Raw genomic sequence first — 23,214 nt, forward strand, 5'->3', positions numbered from 1 at the left:
GTCTTACAAAGAGAAATGAATGTTTTGCAGAAGAGAACCTTGCCGCAGTCTGCTTCGCTACTTTTCTTCCCGATAAATTTAAAATGTGTTGTATTCTTTCTCTTTTAATTGGATAGATTTTGAAATGAACCATTTATTTTGAGTCTGAAGGAAATCTCATTATGAAGCGCTCCATTAGCTATCTTCTTTAAGGAAGGAGACGATCATGGAAAAGTTAAATATAGCCGGCGGCGATCCTCTCAATGGCACAGTACATATAAGCGGAGCGAAAAACAGCGCTGTCGCTCTCATACCCGCGACGATTTTGGCTGATTCGACGGTTACGCTTGAAGGCCTTCCCCATATTTCAGACATTTTGACGCTGCGCGATCTGCTGAGAGAGATCGGCGGAAACGTTCACTTTGAAAAGGGAGAAATGGTCGTTGATCCTGCGCCGATGATCAGCATGCCTTTGCCGAATGGAAAAGTGAAACAGCTTCGGGCTTCTTATTACTTAATGGGCGCGATGCTCGGACGCTTTAAGAAAGCGGTCATCGGCCTTCCAGGCGGCTGCCACCTCGGTCCGAGACCGATTGATCAGCATATCAAAGGTTTCGAGGCGCTCGGAGCCGAAGTGACGAACGAACAGGGTGCGATCTATCTGCGTGCGGAGGAATTAAAAGGCGCGCGCATTTATCTTGATGTCGTCAGTGTTGGAGCAACGATCAACATCATGCTTGCCGCCGTGCTTGCCAAAGGCAGAACCGTAATTGAAAATGCTGCGAAAGAACCTGAGATTATCGATGTTGCGACCCTTTTAACGAGCATGGGAGCAAAAATAAAAGGTGCCGGTACGGATGTCATTCGCATCGAAGGCGTTGAGTCGCTTCACGGGTGCAGACACTCGATTATTCCGGACCGGATCGAAGCCGGCACTTTCATGATCGCAGCTGCTTCCATGGGACAAGAAGTGCTGATTGATAATGTGATTCCGACGCATTTAGAATCGTTAATCGCCAAGCTCCGCGAAATGGGAGTTCGAATCGAAGAAAGCAGCGAGCAGATTTTAATGGTCGGCGGACAGAAAGAGCTGAAACCCGTCGATTTAAAAACGCTCGTATACCCCGGTTTTCCGACAGATCTGCAGCAGCCGATGACATCGCTCTTAACGAAGGCAAACGGGACGAGCGTCGTCACTGACACCATTTATTCCGCCCGCTTCAAACATATTGACGAGCTGAGGCGCATGGGTGCGTCGATGAAGGTCGAAGGCAGATCGGCGATTATTACCGGTCCCGTTCCTCTGCAGGGCGCCAAGGTGAAAGCGAGCGATCTGCGGGCGGGAGCGTGTCTCGTTGTTGCGGGTCTAATGGCGGAAGGAGTCACGGAAATCACCGGTTTGGAGCACCTTGACAGAGGCTACAGCCAGCTTGAAGAAAAGCTGGCAAAGCTTGGGGCCACTGTCTGGCGCGAAAAATTGACAGACCAGGAAATTGAACAGCTGCAAAATTCCTGATGGACAAATGCTGTGATAGATCAAACATAAAACGATTTCATACGGGTGAGGGGAGATTAGATAGGAATGGAAAGAAGCTTATCGATGGAACTGGTGCGTGTGACAGAAGCGGCTGCGCTTAAGTCAGCGCGCTGGATGGGTAGAGGTAAAAAGGACGAGGCCGACGACGCTGCGACAAGCGCCATGAGGGATGTATTTGACACCATTCCTATGAAGGGAACGGTCGTAATCGGAGAAGGGGAAATGGACGAAGCGCCGATGCTTTATATTGGAGAAAAGCTCGGCAACGGCTACGGCCCTCGCGTAGACGTAGCAGTAGATCCTCTCGAAGGGACGAACATCGTCGCAAGCGGCGGATGGAACGCACTCGCAGTCATTGCTGTGGCTGATCACGGAAACTTGCTGAATGCGCCTGACATGTATATGGATAAAATCGCTGTAGGTCCTGAAGCTGTCGGCTGCATCGATATTGAAGCGCCTGTGATTGATAACTTAAAAGCTGTGGCAAAAGCAAAAAATAAAGATGTAGAAGATGTCGTAGCCACGATTTTGAACCGTTCGCGGCACGAGGAAATCATCCATGAGCTTCGCGAAGCAGGCGCCCGAATCAAGCTGATCAACGACGGGGACGTGGCCGGTGCCATTAACACCGCTTTTGATCATACAGGCGTCGATATTTTATTCGGCTCAGGAGGAGCTCCGGAAGGCGTCTTGTCTGCTGTCGCACTCAAAGCTCTCGGAGGAGAAATTCACGGAAAGCTTCTTCCTCAAAACGAAGAAGAACTGAGACGCTGTGAAAAGATGGGGCTTGATACGGGCAAAGTGCTCCGCATGGAAGACCTCGTCAAAGGAGACGACGCGATTTTTGCTGCAACCGGTGTCACAGACGGAGAGCTTTTGAAAGGCGTGCAATTCAAAGGATCTGTTGGAACGACCCACAGTATAGTCATGAGAGCGAAATCCGGTACGGTGCGGTTTGTGGACGGAAGACACAGTCTCAAGAAAAAACCTAACCTGGTCATCCGGCCATAAGAAAAAGCGGGGATATAGACGACCCGCTTTTCCCTTGTATTTCACTTCACGAATTGAATCAAGGTTCATACTCTGATACAATAGCTAACGGCTTTTCTTCTTTATGTCAAGGCATTTTCAAAACAGGGTCATCTCTATCAATTTCATGTCAAATCGTAAATGAAGTTGAATATGTACGACAAATGGGGTAAAACTAAAGAGTGCTGCGAAATTTTCTGCACATGTTGGTTCTTAGAGAGCCAAAATCCTGCCGCATCTATCAGATATGCGATTATCTTCTCTTGTTAAGTCCTCGCTTCTTTCTCGACTCATACTTATAATCCTTTTCAATACGTCGATATATATGGGTAGAAGCGTTGCCGGTAAACGAATCGGCAGTATAATCAAGCGTCTTTCATGAATTTGATGAGACAAAGTAAATTATTCGATTAGAAAAGAGTGGTGTTCTTAGTGAAAGATGTATCCATTTCATCTTTGGAAAATATGAAATTAAAAGAGCTGTATGAGCTTGCAAGGCATTATAAAGTCTCTTATTACAGCAAACTGACAAAAAAGGAACTGATTTTTGCCATTCTGAAAGCGAACGCCGAACAGGAAGATCTGCTGTTCATGGAAGGCGTATTGGAAATCATCCAGTCTGAAGGGTTCGGCTTTCTCAGACCGATCAATTACTCCCCTAGTTCAGAGGATATCTATATTTCCGCTTCGCAAATCCGCCGTTTTGATTTGAGAAACGGTGACAAAGTGTCCGGAAAGGTCCGTCCTCCAAAAGAAAACGAACGGTATTACGGCCTTCTGCATGTTGAAGCGGTTAACGGCGACGATCCTGAATCGGCAAAAGAGCGCGTGCACTTTCCAGCGTTAACGCCTCTTTATCCAGACCGCCAGATGGTGCTTGAAACGAAACCGAATCACCTGTCAACACGGATCATGGACATGATGGCGCCGGTCGGATTTGGACAGCGCGGTCTGATCGTCGCTCCGCCTAAAGCAGGTAAAACCATGCTTTTGAAAGAGATCGCGAACAGCATCACAACCAACCATCCGGAGGCGGAGCTGATCGTGCTTCTTATCGATGAAAGGCCTGAGGAAGTGACTGATATCGAACGTTCGGTTGCAGGAGACGTCGTCAGCTCCACGTTTGACGAAGTGCCTGAAAACCACATCAAGGTGGCCGAGCTTGTTTTGGAACGTGCGATGAGGCTTGTCGAACATAAAAAGGACGTCATCATTTTAATGGACAGCATTACAAGGCTTGCCCGCGCTTATAACCTAGTCATTCCACCGAGCGGCCGAACGTTGTCAGGGGGAATCGATCCCGGCGCTTTCCACCGTCCAAAGCGTTTCTTTGGAGCAGCCCGCAACATCGAAGAGGGCGGCAGCTTAACGATCTTGGCGACCGCGCTTGTCGACACGGGCTCGCGGATGGATGACGTCATTTATGAAGAATTTAAAGGGACAGGGAACATGGAGCTTCATCTTGACCGTTCTCTTGCGGAAAGAAGAATCTTTCCTGCCATTGATATTCGCCGTTCGGGTACGCGTAAAGAAGAACTTCTCGTTCCGAAAGAGCACCTTGACCGTCTGTGGTCCATCCGGAAAACGATGTCTGACACGCCTGATTTCGTCGAGAAATTTATGAGAAAAATGAAAAAGACGAAAACGAATCAGGAGTTTTTCGATATTCTGATCCAGGAATGGAAGCAAGCGAATATGTCGGCGGCAAGGCGCTGATTTAAAACTTTAGTTTGCAAAACGTCCGAATCGCTGTTATAATTTCATCATGTGCGTTCCGGAGGTTTTGTCCCGGAATAATAACTCTGTTTCCGAATTGGATTCAGGGCGGAAGGAGATGACAGATATGAAAGCAGGAATTCATCCTGAGTTCAAAAAAGCAACAGTCAAATGCGCTTGTGGAAACGAATTTGAAACAGGTTCAGTAAAAGAAGAGGTACGCGTTGAGATTTGTTCTGAATGCCATCCGTTCTACACTGGCCGCCAAAAATTCGCTTCTGCTGATGGTCGTGTTGATCGCTTTAACAAAAAATACGGTCTTAAGTAATAATAGATATGATAAACAGGCAGGATTTTTCTTGCCTGTTTTTTTACTTGCAATAATCGCTGGAGAGGAGTTAGTCGGATGTACATCATGAAGCAAAGCGGATGGCTTGAGCTCATATGCGGAAGCATGTTTTCGGGCAAGTCAGAGGAGCTTATCCGCCGGATCAAAAGGGCAACGTTTGCGAGACAGGAAGTCAAAGTGTTTAAACCAGCCATTGACAATCGCTACAGCAGTGAATCGGTTGTTTCGCATAATGGGACATCCATTGTTTGCCATGCCATCGCATCTCCGGAAGAAATTTTTCAATACATAAGCAAAGAAACGGATGTCATCGGCGTCGATGAAGTCCAGTTTTTTGACGAATCGATTGTCGGCACGTTAACTTCTCTGGCTGATCAGGGCTACCGTGTGATTGCAGCAGGTCTTGATTTGGACTTCCGGGGCGAGCCTTTCGGTGTCGTGCCAGATCTTATGGCTTTAGCGGAAACGGTGACGAAGCTGCAAGCGGTGTGCTCTGTCTGCGGATCTCCGGCCAGCCGTACGCAGAGGCTGATCAATGGAAAACCTGCTTCTTATGACGATCCGGTCATTTTGGTGGGGGCTTCCGAAGCATATGAAGCACGCTGCCGCCACCATCATGAAGTGCCTGGAAAGCCAAAATGAAATCGGACAAACACATAAGATTTTCACGCAAAAAACACTTGGTAAAAACAAGTGTTTTTTTTATTGAATTCTTTTTATAGGAATTAATGTAATTAAAAAACTTAATTAAGAATACGAAAAAATTAACTAATTTTCATCGCTTGAATTTTGACAAAGTCAGGCATAAAATGACTTACTGTAGTCAGTAAAAAGTAAATAGGTTTTAAGAAATGTTCAGTTTTTTGTCAAAAACGCGCGTTACATATTTGACAATCTACATGTGTAAAAAAGGCAAATGTTCTATATTGTTTACCGTATTTATTTCACTTCATTAATATTTTAAGAAAGAAGGTAATTAGTGTGAACAACATGAGAAGAACGAAGGAAGGATATTTGGAGACTTCTTTGCGGGGAAAAGACGTTCTTTCCATTCCGACGCTTAATAAAGGTGTTGCATTTTCGCTTGAAGAAAGAAAGAACCTTGGTCTTGAAGGGCTTCTGCCGCCGACTGTTCTCAGCCTTGATCAGCAGGCGGAACGGGCTTATGAACAATTTTCCCGTCAACCTGACAGACTTCGTCAAAATGTATATTTGAACGATCTGCAAAACAGAAACGAAGTGCTTTTCTATAAATTATTGCAAAACCATCTGCGTGAAATGCTTCCAGTTGTCTATACGCCAACTGTCGGTGAAGCGATTCAGGAATACAGCCACGAATACCGCAGACCGCACGGTGTTTACTTGTCAATCGATGATATAGACGGAATCGAAACGGCGTTTAAAAACCTGCAGGCGTCTGCTGATGACATCGATTTGATCGTTGCGACCGATTCCGAAAGCATCTTGGGCATCGGCGACTGGGGCGTCGGAGGCATCAACATTGCAATTGGTAAGCTTGCAGTATATACGGCGGCAGCAGGAATCGATCCGAGCCGCGTCATCCCAGTCGTACTGGATGTCGGAACGAATAATGAAAAACTGCTAAACGATCCGCTTTATATTGGAAACCGTCATCCGCGTGTAGAAGGTGAGCGTTACGAACAATTTATCGACGCTTATGTCGAAACAGCATTGAAGTTTTTCCCTAATGCGCTTCTTCACTGGGAAGATTTAGGAAATAAAAACGCTCGCAATATTATGAGTAAATATAACCATAAAATTTCAACATTTAACGATGATATCCAAGGAACAGGGGCTATCACGCTGGCAGCGATTTTAGCAGCTGTTAAAAAGACCGGCACGTCTTTGAAAGACCACCGCGTCGTCATCTTCGGACCTGGTTCTGCGGGTATCGGAATTGCTGACCAAATCCGTGACACCATGGTGCTTGAAGGGCTTTCAGAAGAAGAAGCCAGCCGCGCATTCTGGACAGTCGACTACAGAGGATTATTAACGACAGGCATGGATCAAATTTTGGATTTCCAAGAACCGTATTTGCGCGATACCGAAGAAGTGAAAGAATGGAAACGCAATGAAAAGGGAGAGATTTCCTTTGAGGAAGTCATCCGTCAAGTGAAGCCTACCATTCTGATTGGTACATCAGGTGTTGCCGGCGCCTTCACTGAAGAAATTATCAAAGAGATGGCGGCTCATACTGAACGTCCGGTGATTCTGCCGATGTCCAATCCGACACATCTGGCTGAAGCTGTTCCTGAAGACTTGTTCAAATGGACGGACGGAAAAGCGCTTGTGGCGACGGGAAGCCCGTTTGAAGCTGTTGAGTACAATGGCGTGAAACACGAAATCGGACAATCCAATAATGCTTTCGTATTCCCTGGATTAGGCCTGGGAACAATCGTTTCGAAGGCGAAAGTCATCACAAACGGCATGTTTGCAGCATCTGCAAACGCGGTCGCGAACATGGTTGACCATGAAAAACCGGGTGCAGGCCTGCTGCCGAAAATTGACGACCTGCAAGACGTATCCGTTCAAGTGGCAATTGATGTTGTGAAAGCTGCCATTAAAGACGGCGTGGCCCAAGTTCAGCCTGAAGATGTCGAAAAGGCGGTTCGCGAAGCCATGTGGCGTCCGGAATATCAAACAATTGTTGCAAAACGCGACTAATATTCAATACTGAGGAAACGATAAAAAGAAACAGCAGCCCGGGTCCGGATATTTTGTCACCGGGCTGCACCAATCAAAGATGAAAAATGGGATCGACGGCTGTGTAACAGGGCGACTGCGTTTATCAGCCGCCGTTAATTCGTCCCTGAAAGGGACAACATAGAGGAGGAAACAGTCTTGGACTTTTTAAATATTTTAATCCTCCTTGCGCCAATATTTTTTGTTATTGCGCTGGGATGGTTCGCGGGTCACTTTGGAAGCTATGATGCTAAATCTGCAAAAGGGGTAAGTACGCTCGTTACGAAATACGCGCTTCCGGCCCACTTTGTTTCAAGCATTTTGTCAACGCCAAAAGATAAGTTTTACAGCCAGATTCCGCTGATGATTTCACTGGTCATCGGTATCGTTGGATTTTACGTAATTATTTTGCTTCTTTTACGATTTTTATTTAAGTACGATTTAACAGATGCTTCAATGTTCTCATTAAACTCAGCTCAGCCGACATTCGCCTTTATGGGAATTCCGGTATTGGGCAGCCTGTTCGGCATGCAGGAAGTTGCGATTCCGATCGCGATTACGGGAATTGTCGTGAATGCGATGCTTGATCCTCTTGCGATCATCGTCGGAACTGTCGGCCGTTCTTCTAAAAAACAAGCGGAAACGACAGACAGCATTTGGAAGGTAACAGGAAAATCAATTTTACACGGTTTGTCTGAACCGCTCGCTTTTGCACCGCTTGCAAGTATCATTCTTGTATTATTCGGTCTGCAAATTCCTGAATTGCCGCAGAAAATGCTTGATATGCTCGGAAATACGACTTCAGGTATCGCTCTTTTCGCAGTCGGGGTGACTGTCGGAATCCGTAAAATCAAATTCAGCATGCCTGCTTTGAGCATCGCTTTATTAAAAGTCGCTGCTCAGCCTGCTTTAATGTTTGTGATCGCGATGGTCGTGGGCCTTTCTTCCGCCGACATGACAAAAGCGGTTCTGCTTGTGGCATTCCCTGGATCTGCCGTGGCGGCTATGATTGCTACAAACTTTGAAAGCCAGGAAGCAGAAACGGCATCCGCGTTTGTGATCAGTGCGGTGCTGTCAATTATTTCACTGCCGATATTGATTGCCATTACAGCATAATGAAAAAGCTTGCAAGAAGCCGTTTTATGGCCTTGCAAGCTTTTTTGCGCTTTAAAAAGAGAAGATCGATTTCAATTTGCTTTTCGGTTTTTTTTCTTCTCTTCTGCCGGCTGTATCTTTTTCGTGGCGGTTCATGCTTTCCAATTCACTGATTTTCTGTTCGAGATGTTTGATCTGCTGCCGTTCTTCTTCCAGTTCGCGCCTTTGCTGCAGAAGCTGATAGGAGACGACATCGTCCGCTTTTTGTTCAAGCTTTCTTTCCAGCTCGGCGATTTTCTTTTGGAGCAGCTCGCGTTCAAGCTGTTCGTGCTCTAAAAAACGCTGCAGCCTTTCTTCGAGCCGCTCATTCAACGGCGGTGCCGGCTCTTCCGTTTGAACCATTTCGTTTTTCTTGATGAGGAAGGTTCTTTTCGGGCGTTTGACCGTGACATCCTGCATAGGCGTACCGTTTTTTAACTGCTCTTTTACTTCTTTTAAAATGGCGATATCGTCTTTCGTGAAAAAGTAGTGGCCAAGCTCATTTCGGGAAGCGGGCAGTTGCAGCTGCTTGACCCAGCGCTGCACCGTTTTGGTTGATACCCCGAGTTCATTTGCCGCATCAGCAGTATTCATATGATACCTCCTTTTAACCTGTAACTGTTCATTAAAAAGGGTATTCGACCTGAATGAAAAGCTTCCTTCCTGTTAGACAAAAGAAGAAGGGATTCGGCAAAGAAAGCGGTTTTTCCACAGATGGCGAAGGCGTTGCTATTCCTCGTAAAGCTCTAAAGGCAGGCCGTCCGGATCGGAGAAGAACGTATAGCGCTTGCCTGTTCCGGGATCGGTGCGAACCGGTTCGGCAATGATGCCTTTTTGCTTGAGCTCCTTGACGGTCTGATCAAGATCGGCCACTGTGAAAGCCAAATGGCGGAGCCCGGCAGCTTCTGGTCTGGTAAGGCGCTCGGGCGGATCTGGAAAAGAAAACAGCTCGATGACATAGCGGCCGTTTAATGAGAGATCCAGTTTATATGAATCCCGGTCCTTTCTGTACGTTTCGCTCAGAATCTCAAGTCCGAGCTTGTCGACATAGAATGTTTTGGATGCTTCATAATCCGAGCATATGATGGCGATGTGATGAATCGATTCCAGCATTGAGTTAAGCTCCTTTTTTCTTAAAAGTATAGCAAAAAGATGCGGCAGCTGCCGATAACGGCGAAGTTGTTTTGACGGGGAGGAGTCCCTGTACTATAATTAGAATGTTACGCACAGCAAACAGAGGTGAATAGCGTGTTAGACCGTTTAAAATCGATAGAGGACCGGTACGAAAAATTAAATGAACTATTAAGCGATCCGGAAGTTGTCAACGATCCGAAGAAGCTTAGAGAATATTCGAAAGAACAATCTGATTTACAGGAAACAGTTGAAGTATACAGACGTTATCGGAGCGCGTCGGAACAGCTGAGCGATGCCAAAGCGATGCTTGAGGAAAAGCTGGACTCCGATATGCGCGAGATGGTTAAAGAGGAAATTTCCGAACTGCAGGAAGAAATCGAGTCGCTCACAGACCAGCTGAAGGTATTGCTGATCCCGAAAGATCCGAACGATGACAAAAACGTTATCATGGAAATCCGCGGCGCAGCGGGCGGAGAAGAGGCTGCTTTGTTTGCCGGCAACCTGTACCGCATGTACAGCCGCTACGCAGAGCTCCAAGGCTGGAAAACAGAAGTGATGGAAGCGAATATGACAGGCACAGGCGGATATAAAGAGATCATTTTTATGATCAATGGGAACGGCGCATACTCAAGGCTGAAGTATGAGAACGGCGCACACCGCGTACAGCGCGTTCCAGAGACCGAATCCGGCGGGCGTATCCATACATCCACGGCAACGGTAGCCTGTCTTCCTGAGGCTGAAGAGGTAGAAGTGGATATTCATGAAAAAGACATCCGTGTCGACACCTTCGCGTCGAGCGGTCCGGGAGGGCAAAGCGTCAATACGACGATGTCAGCCGTCCGTCTGACCCACCTTCCGACAGGTGTTGTCGTGTCTTGCCAAGATGAGAAATCTCAGATCAAAAACAAAGAAAAAGCGATGAAAGTTCTGCGCGCGCGAATTTACGATAAATTTCAGCAGGAAGCTCAGGCTGAATATGATCAAAACCGAAAATCCGCAGTCGGAACAGGGGACCGTTCAGAGCGCATCCGCACGTATAACTTTCCGCAAAACCGCGTCACTGATCACCGGATCGGCTTGACGATCCAAAAGCTCGACCAGATCCTTGAAGGCAAGCTTGACGAAGTCATCGACGCGCTGATCGTAGAAGACCAGGCAAGCAAGCTGCAAGAGGCGGAAAGCTGAGATGAAGACGGTATTTGAAGCCCTTAAATGGGCTTCTTCTTATTTGGCCGAAGCGGGAAGAGACCGGAATGCCGCGGAAATTTTGCTGACAGATCAGCTGAACATCGACCGCAGCAAACTGTTGGCAAGCTTCCATGATGTCATATCAGAGTCTGATTTTTCGCGGTTTAAAAAATCTGTCGAGCTTCATCATCAAGGAGTGCCTGTTCAATATATCACCGGAAAAGAATCCTTTTACGGACGGGAATTTTCCGTAAATGAACACGTTTTGATTCCGCGTCCTGAAACAGAGGAAGTCGTTGAAGCTGTTCTTTCTGAAGCGGAAAGAGTTTTTCACGGAACAGATCGCCTTAAAGCCGTCGATATCGGTACAGGAAGCGGGGCGATTGCGGTGACTCTTGCGCTTGAGAGCCCGCGTTTTTCCGTCACGGCGACGGATATTTCGGAACAAGCTTTAAGCACGGCAAGACACAACGCTGACCGGCTTGGGGCGAAAGTGGATTTTATCGGCGGCGATTTGCTTGAGCCGCTTATCAAGCGACAGAAGAAAGCTGATGTCATCGTTTCAAATCCACCTTATATATCTGAGGAAGACATGAAGACGCTGTCAGATGTCGTACGTCTTCATGAACCCGCCGGGGCTTTGACGGACGGTGCTGACGGATTGCAGTTTTATAAGCGTTTCATGAAAGAAATTCCATTTGTCATCGCAGATCAGGCACTGGTGGTGTTTGAAATCGGCTGGACTCAGGGGAATGCCGTCAAAGACATGTTTCACCGGTTCTTTCCTGATGCTGACGTACGGGTGAAAAAGGATCTTAATGGAAAAGACCGCATCGTCTGCGCGGTAATTGAGCAACATCGTTAAGGAAACCGCCGGAAATGAAGTGACCCTAAAAAGTTAAAATCTCATGAAGCAGTTTGACTGGCATGATTCCGGTATAGTACCAGGTTTCATGCCTTTTAATTTGATCTTGATCCGTTTGTGATTGTAGAGAATCAATATACTATGCGGGTCATTTTTTGAAATGTTCGACGCTCCAAATTCTTTAAAATAAATGAATTCTGATTTTAAAATGCTAAAAGAAGCTTTCCGCCACCGCATTGCCGTGACAGTTGCCTTTACGGGACATGCTTTGTGTGATGTTTCGTTGTTTTGAACTAAGGCTTTCAACTTTTTTAAGCAGGCATTCTCCATCCGCAGGCGTTCAATTTCCGCTTGGGTCCCTTCGTCTGATCCTTCTTCATAGGTAAACTCCGCTTTTTAGGGTACCTATTCCTCCGGTTTCAAGCTGTTTCACGGATAGATGTCCCATTTTCGAGTGAAGTACCTTTTGGTTTATCTTCGGCAGAATAGCTTGTATAGGCTTTTTAGACGCGTCTTCTCCATGATATCGGTATTGCGAATCCACCCATGAAAGACACTGTGCGAATTTCCTCAACTGTAAATTTTAAAAACTGCACCTCCAATTGTTAAGTGTGTCTAACAAAAGAGGGGCAGTTCAAATTCCCGGCGGTCTTTTTTGTTAAAAAACAGCAACCGCAGCCATGACCGTTCAGAAGGCCTTCTTTACCGTTTTTTAACAAAAATTTTATCTGAATAAAATAAAAAATAGTTCAAGATTAATATATACCCTAAACAGATTGTCTGATTTTTAATGTAGGAGACAGAGTCACGACATCCCTCTGTAATCCGCTTTCCCCATTTAGGTGGTTTACCATTGCACATACGGCTTTTTGAGCCAGCTCTTCAACAGGTATATCGATTGTCGTGATTTCCGGATCGGTCACCTCACAGATCGATTGATTATCATATCCAAGCACTGCAAGCTGCTTTGGCACTTCATATTGATAATAGCGGGCCCTTTTAATAATTCCTGCGGCCACTTGGTCGTTTCCCGTAAAAATGGCGGTCGGCTTTTCGGACATGTTGTGGATCTGGTCCATAATACGGAAGCCGTCATGAATGGTAAATGCGTGGCTGAACATCCACTTCTCCTGGAAATGTAAACCCGCATCAGACAATGCTTTCATAAACCCTTCTTTTCTCATAATCTGGGCCTTGCTGTGTATCGTGTCACAGCAAAAGGCCATTAAATGATGCCCTTTTTGAATAAAAAGCTCCGTTCCTTTATATCCGGCTTCGAATTCGTCATAGCAGATCACCGGCACGTCCGCTTCAGCGTGGAATTCATTTGCCAAGACCACGGGACCGTATTTGACGTATTTTTTGATGTCTTCCCACTCATTTTCAAGGCTGCATAACATAAGCCCGTCGACTTCTTTCCTCTTGAGCAGCTCCAGTACTTTCAGTTCATTCTGCTTTTGATAAAACGTCTGAAACACAATGACTTTGTATTGGTGTTTCAGCGCTTCAGCGGACACATGCTTCATGAGCTGCGCGAAGAATGGATGGTCCGCGTGAGGGACAGACACTGCGAGAAACATCGTTTTGTTGGATCTGAGCTTTCGTGCAGAGGTGTTCGGAATGTAGTCCAATTTTTCGATGACTTCCAAAACACGCTTCCTTTTTTCTTCAGATACATAAGGATGGTCGTTCAGTACTCTTGAAACAGTTGTTTTTGACACATTACTTAATTTTGCAATTTCGTCAATCGTAGGCATAAAGTCACTTCCTGAAAAAAAGAGTTGTTATGGTATCGATTCCATCATTTAAGATATGTCATGAAATATGACAATTTCCCAAAATAATAAAAATGGGGTGAAATTGATGAAAACCGCAAGCGAAAACATGACTTGCACAAGCAAACAGCTATTTGTCCTTCTGAATGATTTGAAGGAAGGGAAGCACGCTGGTGAATGCCGTATAGACGACACACTGGCTAATCAAAAATTAAAAGAGACATTGCAGCAGGATCAATTCGACTTGACCGCCAATTTGCTAAACAGAATGGATTCTCCGCCCTCCAGAGTTGATTTTATGCCGCTTCATCGACTGATCACAGAAGAAGAAGTAGATGACGTGATTCATGCGGTGAAAGGCGTGCTGCCGACCGGGCAATTTACAAGCGGTTCTTATGTCGGTGTATTTGAAGCTGAAATAGCCGCTCTTTTGAGAAAAAAGCATGTCATGGCTTCCTCCAGCGGAACCGATGCCATGATTGTCGCACTGAAAGCTGCGGGTATTGGACAAGGTGATGAAGTCATTATGCCTGCAAACAGCTTTGCTGCAACGGAAAACGCCGTGCTTGCAGCTGGAGGCACTCCGGTTTTCTGCGATATTGACCCTGTTACATTTTGCATGGATCCTTCTGAACTTGAAGCATGCATCACTTTGAAAACGAAATGCATTTTGCCTGTACACCTTTATGGAAAGCTGCCAGACATGGAAGCCATTGCAAAAATCGCTGATAAATACGGCATCCCGATTATTGAAGACGCCTGCCAGTCGATCGGCGTTTCCGATCTGGGAAAAAACAGCCTTTGCTCCATATTAAGCTTTAATCCGTATAAAAATCTCGGCACTTGCGGAAAAGCAGGCGCAATTGTGACGGATGATCCATCATTTGCATCCGCATGCATGGAATATATGTACCACGGCTTTGAACTGAATCAAAAAAATAAAAAGGCTGCTGATTACGGCTTTAACGCTAAGATTGATAATCTGCAAGCCGCTATTGGACTGGCAAGGATGAAACATCTTTCATTAAATAATCTGAAGCGCTTATATTTAGCAGATCGTTATATTACGCATTTGCAGCAGTATGAAGACAGAGGTCTGATCCAATTGCCTCAAATGACCGATGATCATGTATGGCATTTGTTTACAATTAAAATGATAAGCGGAAATCGAGACCAAGTCAAAGATATGATGCTTAAATTTCATAATGTCCAAACAGATATATACTACCCGATTTTATCCCATCATCAAAACACACCACTTGTAAAAGCCGATTATCAGCATACATCGCTGCCGGTCACTGAATCAGTGCATAAACAAATGCTTCAGCTTCCTCTCTATCCGGGACTCACCGTAGAAGAACAAGACAAAGTAATGGAGGCCTTAATTGATGTCGTATCATGAAACACTTTCTTTTCACACTTTGCAGCAAGTAAACAAGCCGAAGTACGCCGTATTTTGCGATTTTGATGAGACATATTTCGCCCACAGCATCACCGATGAATCGAGGAAAGCGCTCATGGACCTTGAAACATTTATTCATTCGAACCATCTCGATCACAAGATTTTGCTCGGCTGGGTGACCGGGAGCAGCCTGTCATCCGTTCTTGCAAAAATGAAGCGGGGAGGCTTTCGATATCTTCCGCATTTTGTCGCTAGTGACCTTGGCACTGAGATCACGTATTTCTCTGAAGAAGGCCAAGTCTCTGATAAAGATTGGGAAGCCCGATTGCAAGAATCGAATTTCTCCCATGATCTGGTCGAAGAAATCAAGCAGACTCTCTCTAAAAAATATGAGATTGAGCTTGTGCCTCAGACTCAGCATGGTTTTTCCCGCTATAAAATCAACTATTACTATAGATCGTCGGATGAGAACACAGATAAGAGGGCGCTTGAAGCCATCAGACGGCTTGCAAGAGAGCATGAAATAGGAGTAAATATCAATCGCTGCAACCCTTTGGCAGGCGATCCGGAAAACAGCTATGATGTGGACTTTATCCCTTTGCGGACAGGCAAACCGTACATTGTGGATTTTATATTGAATAAATTCGCGATAGAGAGGGAGAATTCATTTGCTTTCGGCGACAGCGGAAACGATGTGGATATGCTTAAAAAAACCGGACATGGTTATCTGGTGGGGAATGCGACAGCAGAAGCAAAGTCGCTCCATTCCCGTATGACAGAAGGCAGCTATACGGCTGGAATTTTAGAAGTGCTAAAAGCCCATATCAAACGATAAGGAGTGTCCTTAGATGAAAATCGGAATTATTGGAGCCGGTGGAATTGCAAAAGCTCATGCGAAAGCTCTTTCAACAGTCAAAGGTGCCGAGCTTTCCGGGTTTTTTGATATCAACTCGCTTGCCTCGCGCAAATGTGCGTTTGAATATGGAGGAACCGCATTTAACAGTATGCAGGAGCTGTTGAATCAGTCGACGGCAGTCATCGTTTCATCGCCGAACTTTTGCCATAAAGAACATGTGCTTGAAGCGATGGCCGCAGGTAAGTATGTATTGTGTGAAAAACCGATGGCTGTCTCAATGGAGGAAGCGGAGGAGATGAAAAACAGGGCGTCTCAATCTGCTTATATTCCGATCATGGGCTTCAATTACCGCCATCTTACATTTGTTCAGCGCCTAAAAGATATGCTATCCGGCAATGAACTTGGAGATATCTTGTCCATCAATGTCCATTTTAAGAAAAACAGCGCCTTGAGAAGAAAAAAATATACTTGGCGCGATCATTCGAAAAGCAATAAAACGAGCGGGGCATTAGGAGATTTGGGTGTGCATTTAATCGATCTCATTCTTTATTTGTTCGACAGCCCGTTTAAACTGGACAGTTTAAAAGTCAAAATGATGACGGTCGTCAAAGAAAAAGAACAAAAACAGGTATATGTTGATGATCATTCTGAAGTATACGGCCAGCTTGAAAATCATGTGTTTGTCAATATGATTACGTCAAAATGCACAAAAGCGGATGAGTGCGGCTTTAGCATCGAGGTCAATGGCCAAAACGGCGTATTCTACTATCATTCACGGCAGAAAAATCAGTTTTTGCTGAGGACCGGATTGACGGAGCAGATGATAACAATGCCGGACACGTGGCTGACAGACCCTGAAAATGAATTTTACGGATGGGCCGATTCCTTCAGAGTTCAGCTGATTCAATGGATGAACGGAATTCGGGATCGCAATTTCGCACCTCTTGCCACTTTTGATGATGGATACAAGACGCAGTTCTACTTAAATGAATTTTTCAATAAAGGTCAGCAGCTGTCCCTTTCAAAACAAGCAAACTAGCATTGCGAAAAGCCCTTGCCGGCCGTGCCAATAGCCGCAAGGGTTTTATGGTCTGCAACGAAGGAGTGAGTCTAATGAAAAAAATATTTCTATTCGGCTGTTCGTTTTATTTTCTCGTAGGGGTTATCCATATCCTGCTGGGGAGCCTGTCACCTTATATCATTCAAGAATATCACCGGGATGTTCATGATCTATCCTTCCTGATCTTTTTCCAATTCACCGGTTTTCTAATCGGTGTCCTGCTTGCGCCGATATTTGTCAGGCGCACCTCTCATGCGGCTGTATTGACGTTTGGCCTTCTTCTTATTCTCGTAACGCTTTTAGGCGTGTTCCTTTTTGATATGTTCATCTTTTTTGTCATCATGGGGTTTTTGCTCGGCTTTGGCGCCGGTACTTTAGAAACGACGATGGGAGCGTATGTGATTGCCCAAGATAAAAATGCGAAGGGGATGAATATTTTAGAGGTTTTTTTCGGATTGGGCGCTTTGCTGTTTCCTTTTCTGATTTATATCCTTACGGAACGATATGCCTGGCATTTCCCCTTGTATGCTTTATTTATCTTCGTTTTTGTGCTTGCGTGTATGTGGGTGGTTTATTTGTGCAGAAAAACCCCTGACACTGCTTCCGGTCAAATGACTTATCAGGAAAAACCGACTGTGTCAGCCATATTTGAAACCGGAAGGAAAGAAAAAAGCATTTTCCTTTTTCTCATATTCGCTTTTGTATATGCGGGTATCGAGACCAATTTCGCAAACTTTTTGCCGGCGCTGATGCTGGAAAAAGGAGCAGAAGAAATCAGCGTGATCAGCGTTTCGTTTTTTTGGACGGGAATGGTGTGCGGGCGTTTGTTGACAAGTATTTTTGGCGGACGCTTGACTTCCGTTGCCTTTCTGATCTTCAGTGCCGGAGCCTTGACTGTTTTGCTTTTGATTCTGGCATGGTTTCCGGTTCATCAAACACAGCTGCTCCTCGTATTTTTCATCGGGCTCTCGGCAGCCGGCATTTTTCCGTGCGCCGTCACTCTGGCCTCGTTGGCTGGAAAGCCTTTTACAGAGGAAATCACCAGTCTCTTCATTTCATCCGCAAGTCTGGGAGGAGCGCTTCTTTCATTTTTGATCGGCTGGGCGATTGATGCAAGCGCAGCGGCTGTCTTCCCGTTTCTGCTGTTCGGCGGATTGGGGGGCTTGCTGCTCGTGATCAGCGCGGTGATTTTTTTATCCGGCCTGCAAAAAAACAAGCAGAGCCATTTGGATATGTAGACCTTTTAGGAAGAGATTACAAGCTTAGTAGAATTTTTTTCAGCATCCGTTTAAACCGTTCCATCTTTGACCATAATATTGCTAGAAAAGGTTGAAGAACGGAGAGGAACGGTGGGGAAAATGAAGAAATCAAAATCAAACATTGCCTGTATGTATATTTTTCTTTTATTAATAGGAGCGCTTGCAAATCTCACGACGGAAGAGACGGCCCAATCATCAGACGGGAAGCCTGCCGTGATTCCAGATGAAGCGATTCGGCTGCGGATTTTGGCAAACAGCGACAGCGGGAGCGACCAAAGCGTCAAACGTAAAATCAGGGATGAGGTCAATAAACAAATTACGAAATGGGTGGAAAACCTGACCTCGGTTGAGGAAGCGAGACAAGTCATCAGGTCGAAGCTGCCCGAAATCAAAGAGGTTGCCAAGGATGTTATGAAGCGCGAAAATGTCCGGCAATCCGTGTCTGTCCGTTTTGATCGAGTTTCATTTCCGACAAAGCTATACGGCAATATGGTGTATCCAGCCGGAGAATATGAGGCTGTTTTAATTACATTAGGCAAGGGAGAGGGAGCCAACTGGTGGTGTGTCCTGTTTCCGCCGCTTTGCTTTCTTGATTTTTCCAATGGGGAAGCCGTAAAGTCGCCTGAAGACGAACAAACCGATGCCGGGGAAAACGCCCGGGAAGAAAAAACAGTCGCTGCAGATGAAGCGGTATCTGGCAAAGATAAAGAAGACAAAGAAGTGAAATTTTTTCTTGTCGAATGGATTACCGGGCTTTTTTCTTAAAGGAACCGCCGTGCTTTCGTGCAGGGCGGTTTTTTACTGTTTGTTTTTTCATGATGGTTATTCACGCTTTTGAATATGATATAATTTTCCAAAACGGTTCAGGGAAAATACTGCTTTTCGAATATACACCTTCTGCCCCTTTCTGATGTGTCAATTACATTGCCCGGTAGAAAGAGAAACTGTCTTATCACCAGTACAGAGTTCATTTGCATACTCATTCAAAGCATTAGTTCCTGCTAATCAAAATTGAAAAATGAATTGCCGGCTTTCTTCCAAATCAAAAGGTATATTTTACTGTCGCCCTCATAGATTGGATAGAGAAGTTAAAAAACGGGGTGAAAAGATGTTCTACCAATTGAGGTTAGCGGAAATGAAAGACATGAATGCGATCGAAGCGTTTTTAAAAAAGGCGGGGACAAGCCATAAAGGCATTGAGGAAGCGAAGAGCCAGTTTATCATGATGGAAGACCCTCCCGATGAAATCGTCGCCTGCCTCGGAATGGAGGAATTTGAAAACAAAAAAGGGCTGCTGCGCTCGCTTGTCGTGTCTGACAAGCTCAGCCAGGGCCACATCGTTTCCCTGTTTCAAAGCATGCAGGTATTGTGTGAAAAGCGGGGAATCCAAACCCTGTATTTAGTTGCCAATAAACGAACATCGATGGATTTCCTTGAAGTGCTCGGTTTTAAACAAGCTGCGGCAATTCCGGAAGAGCTTGATGGATCAGAGCATGTTTCAGACTCGTTGAGCGTAAACGGAGCCGTTTTGATGGAGAAAACGTCTAATTAGCCGTTAACTTATACACAGAGATATCCACGGATTCAAAAGCGTTATCCACAAAATGTGGACAACGCTTGTTTTCTTTTTCTTCATCTTTTATACTTTCAACAGGATTTACATGAATGATTAACGTTTTTAGTGTTTTGTTAAGGGAGTTTTGATGTTAATGAAAACAAAAGTATGGACTGTGGATGTAAAACGTGATTTGTCCACAAACTGTCCACAAATTGCACAAGCGGCAAGACTGCTCAAGCAAAATGAAACGGTTGCTTTTCCGACAGAGACGGTTTACGGTCTTGGTGCAAACGCCAAACACAGCGAAGCAGTAGCTAAAATATACGAAGCGAAAGGGCGTCCGAGCGACAATCCGCTCATTGTCCACATCGCTGAAATTGAACAGCTCGGAGAATTTGCAGAGGTTGATTCGCCTCAGGCCGAAATGCTGATGAAGCGTTTTTGGCCCGGACCGCTGACCCTTGTGCTGCCTTGCAGACCCGGGGTGTTATCCACAAAGGTGACGGCGGGGCTCGATACGGTCGCGGTCAGAATGCCTGATCATCCTGTTGCCCTTGAGCTGATTAGACAGGCCGGCGTTCCGGTGGCCGCCCCGAGCGCCAATCTGTCCGGGAAACCGAGTCCGACGAAAGCCGAGCATGTCGTTCACGATTTAAATGGAAGGATTGCAGGTATCGTTGACGGCGGTCCTACAGGAGTAGGGGTTGAATCAACAGTTGTTTCATGCACCGGGGAAATTCCGGTCATTTTGAGGCCGGGCGGCGTCACAAAAGAGCAGCTCGAAGAAGCGGCCGGCTCTGTCTTGATTGACCAGGGCCTCACCGACGAAAAAAAGGCGCCGATGTCTCCTGGGATGAAATATACGCATTATGCACCGGAAGCCCCGCTTGCCATTGTGAACGGAAGCGTTGAAGATATTCAACGGCTGATCGGCCAATATCAGAAAGACGGCATGAAAGTCGGCGTCCTTACGACAGAGGAACGGGCCGGTGCCTATCAGGCGGATGCCGTCCGCATCTGCGGCAGAAGAGACTGTCTTGAAACGGTTGCCGCCGGTTTGTATGACATTCTCCGCAGCTTTGACGAAGAACAGCTCGATTTTATTTTTGCTGAGTCTTTCCCTGAGGAAGGGGTGGGCCGGGCGATTATGAACCGGCTCTTGAAAGCGGCAGGCCATCGCGTAATCGAAGCGTAGCCTAAGCAGGGTTGTTCTATCCGCCTTTGGACGTGCATAAGCTAGAAAAGCTGGCGTGTCCAAGGGGGAATTGCATGAATGTTGATGTGTTAATAGGCGAAATCCTGACGCTCTCGATCATGGCTTTTGCACTCGGCATGGATGCCTTTTCAGTCGGTCTTGGAATGGGAATGGCCAAGCTGAAAAGGAACCAAATCTTTCAAATCGGCGTCATTATTGGATTGTTCCATGTCATCATGCCGCTTGGCGGTATGATTGCGGGACAGTTTCTTTCGGGCGCGCTTGGTGCGCTTGCGGGGTATCTTGGAGGAGCGCTTTTATTGGTGCTGGGCATTCAGATGATTGCCGCATCTTTTAATAAAAGCGGGGAGCAGATCATCTCTCCGCACGGCTTCGGCTTATTCATTTTTGCCGTCGGCGTCAGCCTCGACAGCTTTTCAGTCGGTCTCAGCCTCGGCCTCTACGGGACGAAACCGCTATTAACGATCTTTTTGTTCGGTTTGTTCAGCATGGTGTTAACTTGGGCGGGTCTGCTGCTTGGAAAAAAGGTTCAAACGTGGCTTGGTGCTTACAGCGAAGCGCTCGGAGGAGCCATCCTACTGAGCTTCGGCCTGAAGCTTTTGCTGCCCATTTAATTGAAAGAGGAGAAAATCTTTTTCCCGCTTTGCATAACATAATGAAACTTAGAAAAAGAGGGGAGAGATCCTCTCTTTTTTGATTTCTGGAGCGGATTTTATTATTTTCCGGCTGAATCCTTTATAATATGAACAAAGGAGTGAACAGGATTGAACATACTATTTGTCTGTACTGGAAATACGTGCCGCAGCCCGATGGCGGAAGCGCTTTTTAAATCTGCGGCTGCCGAAAAAAAACTGGATGTCTCCGTCAAATCTGCCGGGTTGTTTGCTCCTGAAAACGGAAAAGCTTCTTTATATGCAGTCGAAGCGCTTTTTGAAAAAAACATCGCTCTGAATCATACATCTTCACAGCTTTCCGAGGAGAAGGTTGAATGGGCGGATCTCGTGTTGACGATGACGGAGCAGCACAAACAGGTGGCAGTACATGAATTTTCAAAGAGCCGAGATAAAATCTATACGCTGAAAGAGTATGTCAAAGGAGAAAGCGGGGACATCATTGACCCGTTCGGCGGATCTCTCAGCGACTATCAAAAAACGAGAGATGAGCTGGAGCAGCTGCTGAAAAAATTGGCAGAAATGCTGGCGGGAAAATCTCGGGAATAGAAGCTAAGGAGCGTTTGCAAATCGAGCGGCAGCGGGTACAATAGACATGATCAATCAGAAATATATAGCGGCTGTATACTGCTTAACGGTCTGCACGAGACTTTTGGCGGCACATCAAACGAGGAGGAGTCATTCCAATGAAAGTAATCATTGCTTCAGATCACGGCGGAATCAATATCAGAAAAGAAATTATGGCATTGATGGATGAATTGAACATCGAATACGAAGATTACGGCTGCGAATGCGGTTCAGGATCTGTGGACTACCCGGATTATGCGTTTCCGGTCGCGCAAAAAGTGGCGGACGGGGAAGCTGACAGAGGCATTTTAATATGCGGAACAGGAATCGGCATGAGCATTTCCGCCAATAAAGTAAAAGGCATCCGCTGCGCCCTTGTCCACGACGTTTTCAGCGCGAAAATGACAAGAGAGCACAATGACACGAATGTTCTTGCGATGGGTGAACGGGTGATCGGCCCTGGTTTAGCGAGAGAGATTGCAAAGGTTTGGCTTACGACTGAGTTTTCAGCCGGGCGGCACGCTGTCCGCATCGGAAAAATCGCCGATTATGAAGACAAGCATGAATAAAGGGTGTCGTCAATCATGAAGAATCTCGAACAAACATGGCGTTCTATATTAGATGAATTTCATCAGCAGGCAAATTTACGCAACGGCCACATCGTCGTCATCGGATGCAGCACAAGCGAGGTGGCCGGAAGGCGAATCGGCACTTCGGGAAGCGGACAAATCGCTGAAGCGGTCTACAAAGGCTTAGAAGAGCTCAGGGATCAAACAGGAGTCGCCCTTGCTTTTCAATGCTGCGAGCATTTAAACAGGGCGTTGGTTGTCGAGGAAGAAACGGCGAAAGCATACCGTCTTCCCGTTGTTTTTGCTGTTCCTGTTCCGAAAGCGGGGGGTTCCATGGCTTCATATGCCTATCAACATATGAAGGCTCCTGTCCTTGTTGAACAAATAGAGGCCGATGCGGGGATCGACATCGGCGACACGTTTATAGGGATGCATTTAAAGCCTGTGGCCGTTCCTGTCCGCGTCTCTCAAAAACAGCTGGGCGAAGCGCATGTGACGCTTGCGCGGACAAGGCCGAAGCTGATTGGAGGCGTCCGCGCCGTCTATGAAGCGGAGTAGCGGAAGAAGCGGGGGGAAGAGCCGGACAGGCTTTTTTTCTTTATTAAAATAATTTTTTGAACAAATGATATGTCGAACTATATGATTTG

General features: G+C 46.1%; 24 protein-coding genes. 20 read left to right on the forward strand and 4 right to left on the reverse strand.

Features of this window, described 5'->3' with window-relative positions; genetic code table 11:
- Positions 1 to 205 precede the first annotated feature (205 nt).
- The 7 genes from M1D90_RS01945 to M1D90_RS01975 all read left to right on the forward strand — a co-directional run bounded on the left by M1D90_RS01945 (position 206) and on the right by M1D90_RS01975 (position 8,429).
- Positions 206 to 1,495, forward strand: coding sequence for a UDP-N-acetylglucosamine 1-carboxyvinyltransferase (locus tag M1D90_RS01945; protein WP_023857064.1), 1,290 nt, complete (start codon positions 206 to 208; stop codon positions 1,493 to 1,495).
- A gap of 66 nt (positions 1,496 to 1,561) precedes the next feature.
- Positions 1,562 to 2,527, forward strand: coding sequence for a class II fructose-bisphosphatase (gene glpX / locus M1D90_RS01950; protein ID WP_023857065.1), 966 nt, complete (start codon positions 1,562 to 1,564; stop codon positions 2,525 to 2,527).
- A 450-nt stretch (positions 2,528 to 2,977) separates the two neighbouring features.
- Positions 2,978 to 4,261 carry a transcription termination factor Rho gene (rho, locus tag M1D90_RS01955; RefSeq protein ID WP_003186053.1) on the forward strand — a complete coding sequence of 428 codons (1,284 nt, stop codon included), beginning with the start codon at positions 2,978 to 2,980 and terminating at the stop codon, positions 4,259 to 4,261.
- Positions 4,262 to 4,388: 127 nt separating this feature from the next.
- Entirely contained in the window at positions 4,389 to 4,589 is a 201-nt protein-coding gene (rpmE, locus tag M1D90_RS01960) for a 50S ribosomal protein L31 (RefSeq protein ID WP_003186051.1), read from the forward strand.
- Positions 4,590 to 4,667: 78 nt separating this feature from the next.
- Complete coding sequence (locus M1D90_RS01965) at positions 4,668 to 5,252, forward strand: thymidine kinase (protein ID WP_020453284.1); 585 nt, start codon at positions 4,668 to 4,670, stop codon at positions 5,250 to 5,252.
- A gap of 339 nt (positions 5,253 to 5,591) precedes the next feature.
- Positions 5,592 to 7,295, forward strand: coding sequence for an oxaloacetate-decarboxylating malate dehydrogenase (gene malS, locus M1D90_RS01970; RefSeq protein ID WP_456283104.1), 1,704 nt, complete (start codon positions 5,592 to 5,594; stop codon positions 7,293 to 7,295).
- Between the two features lie 177 nt (positions 7,296 to 7,472).
- A complete protein-coding gene (locus M1D90_RS01975; RefSeq protein ID WP_020453282.1) occupies positions 7,473 to 8,429 on the forward strand; it encodes an AEC family transporter in 957 nt (318 codons plus the stop codon).
- 51 nt (positions 8,430 to 8,480) lie between these two features.
- On the opposite strand, the gene racA is transcribed toward M1D90_RS01975, so the two are convergent.
- The gene (gene racA, locus M1D90_RS01980) at positions 8,481 to 9,041 is read right to left on the reverse strand and encodes a chromosome-anchoring protein RacA (protein ID WP_456283105.1); all 561 of its coding nucleotides are present in this window, start codon (positions 9,039 to 9,041) and stop codon (positions 8,481 to 8,483) included.
- A gap of 135 nt (positions 9,042 to 9,176) precedes the next feature.
- Positions 9,177 to 9,560 carry an SMU1112c/YaeR family gloxylase I-like metalloprotein gene (gene gloA2, locus M1D90_RS01985; protein ID WP_105979542.1) on the reverse strand — a complete coding sequence of 128 codons (384 nt, stop codon included), beginning with the start codon at positions 9,558 to 9,560 and terminating at the stop codon, positions 9,177 to 9,179.
- 135 nt (positions 9,561 to 9,695) lie between these two features.
- Between gloA2 and prfA the strand changes: the two genes are divergently transcribed.
- Positions 9,696 to 10,766: a peptide chain release factor 1 gene (gene prfA, locus M1D90_RS01990; RefSeq protein WP_020453279.1), complete on the forward strand. Its 1,071-nt coding sequence runs from the start codon at positions 9,696 to 9,698 to the stop codon at positions 10,764 to 10,766.
- 1 nt (position 10,767) lies between these two features.
- Complete coding sequence (prmC, locus tag M1D90_RS01995; protein WP_023857069.1) at positions 10,768 to 11,634, forward strand: peptide chain release factor N(5)-glutamine methyltransferase; 867 nt, start codon at positions 10,768 to 10,770, stop codon at positions 11,632 to 11,634.
- A gap of 33 nt (positions 11,635 to 11,667) precedes the next feature.
- Here prmC and M1D90_RS02000 read toward each other — a convergent pair whose 3' ends face one another.
- Complete coding sequence (locus tag M1D90_RS02000; protein ID WP_456283470.1) at positions 11,668 to 11,844, reverse strand: hypothetical protein; 177 nt, start codon at positions 11,842 to 11,844, stop codon at positions 11,668 to 11,670.
- A gap of 557 nt (positions 11,845 to 12,401) precedes the next feature.
- On the reverse strand, positions 12,402 to 13,391 hold the full coding sequence (locus M1D90_RS02005; RefSeq protein ID WP_020453276.1) for a LacI family DNA-binding transcriptional regulator: 990 nt from the start codon (positions 13,389 to 13,391) through the stop codon (positions 12,402 to 12,404).
- Positions 13,392 to 13,497: 106 nt separating this feature from the next.
- On the opposite strand from M1D90_RS02005, the gene M1D90_RS02010 reads away from it, so the two are divergent.
- The 11 genes from M1D90_RS02010 to M1D90_RS02060 all read left to right on the forward strand — a co-directional run bounded on the left by M1D90_RS02010 (position 13,498) and on the right by M1D90_RS02060 (position 23,125).
- Complete coding sequence (locus M1D90_RS02010; RefSeq protein ID WP_144497868.1) at positions 13,498 to 14,811, forward strand: DegT/DnrJ/EryC1/StrS family aminotransferase; 1,314 nt, start codon at positions 13,498 to 13,500, stop codon at positions 14,809 to 14,811.
- Positions 14,798 to 15,646 (forward strand): HAD-IIB family hydrolase, encoded by an 849-nt coding sequence (locus M1D90_RS02015; protein ID WP_025810643.1) that lies wholly within the window; start codon positions 14,798 to 14,800, stop codon positions 15,644 to 15,646. The genes M1D90_RS02010 and M1D90_RS02015 overlap by 14 nt, the downstream gene beginning before the upstream one ends.
- A 13-nt stretch (positions 15,647 to 15,659) precedes the next feature.
- Positions 15,660 to 16,706 carry a Gfo/Idh/MocA family protein gene (locus M1D90_RS02020; RefSeq protein WP_105979544.1) on the forward strand — a complete coding sequence of 349 codons (1,047 nt, stop codon included), beginning with the start codon at positions 15,660 to 15,662 and terminating at the stop codon, positions 16,704 to 16,706.
- A 74-nt stretch (positions 16,707 to 16,780) separates the two neighbouring features.
- Positions 16,781 to 17,965, forward strand: a complete 1,185-nt coding sequence (locus tag M1D90_RS02025; RefSeq protein ID WP_095291445.1) for an MFS transporter — start codon at positions 16,781 to 16,783, stop codon at positions 17,963 to 17,965.
- A gap of 120 nt (positions 17,966 to 18,085) precedes the next feature.
- Entirely contained in the window at positions 18,086 to 18,751 is a 666-nt protein-coding gene (gene spoIIR, locus M1D90_RS02030) for a stage II sporulation protein R (protein ID WP_186439812.1), read from the forward strand.
- A gap of 343 nt (positions 18,752 to 19,094) precedes the next feature.
- Complete coding sequence (locus M1D90_RS02035; protein WP_023857076.1) at positions 19,095 to 19,538, forward strand: GNAT family N-acetyltransferase; 444 nt, start codon at positions 19,095 to 19,097, stop codon at positions 19,536 to 19,538.
- 157 nt (positions 19,539 to 19,695) lie between these two features.
- Complete coding sequence (locus tag M1D90_RS02040) at positions 19,696 to 20,739, forward strand: L-threonylcarbamoyladenylate synthase (protein ID WP_186439811.1); 1,044 nt, start codon at positions 19,696 to 19,698, stop codon at positions 20,737 to 20,739.
- 74 nt (positions 20,740 to 20,813) lie between these two features.
- Positions 20,814 to 21,374, forward strand: a complete 561-nt coding sequence (locus M1D90_RS02045) for a manganese efflux pump MntP (protein WP_023857078.1) — start codon at positions 20,814 to 20,816, stop codon at positions 21,372 to 21,374.
- Positions 21,375 to 21,524: 150 nt separating this feature from the next.
- Positions 21,525 to 21,980 carry a low molecular weight protein arginine phosphatase gene (locus M1D90_RS02050; protein ID WP_023857079.1) on the forward strand — a complete coding sequence of 152 codons (456 nt, stop codon included), beginning with the start codon at positions 21,525 to 21,527 and terminating at the stop codon, positions 21,978 to 21,980.
- 137 nt (positions 21,981 to 22,117) lie between these two features.
- Positions 22,118 to 22,567, forward strand: coding sequence for a ribose 5-phosphate isomerase B (gene rpiB / locus M1D90_RS02055; RefSeq protein ID WP_020453266.1), 450 nt, complete (start codon positions 22,118 to 22,120; stop codon positions 22,565 to 22,567).
- A 15-nt stretch (positions 22,568 to 22,582) separates the two neighbouring features.
- Entirely contained in the window at positions 22,583 to 23,125 is a 543-nt protein-coding gene (locus M1D90_RS02060; RefSeq protein ID WP_105979548.1) for a TIGR01440 family protein, read from the forward strand.
- Positions 23,126 to 23,214 lie beyond the last annotated feature (89 nt).

This window comes from Bacillus sp. JZ34, assembly GCF_053903205.1.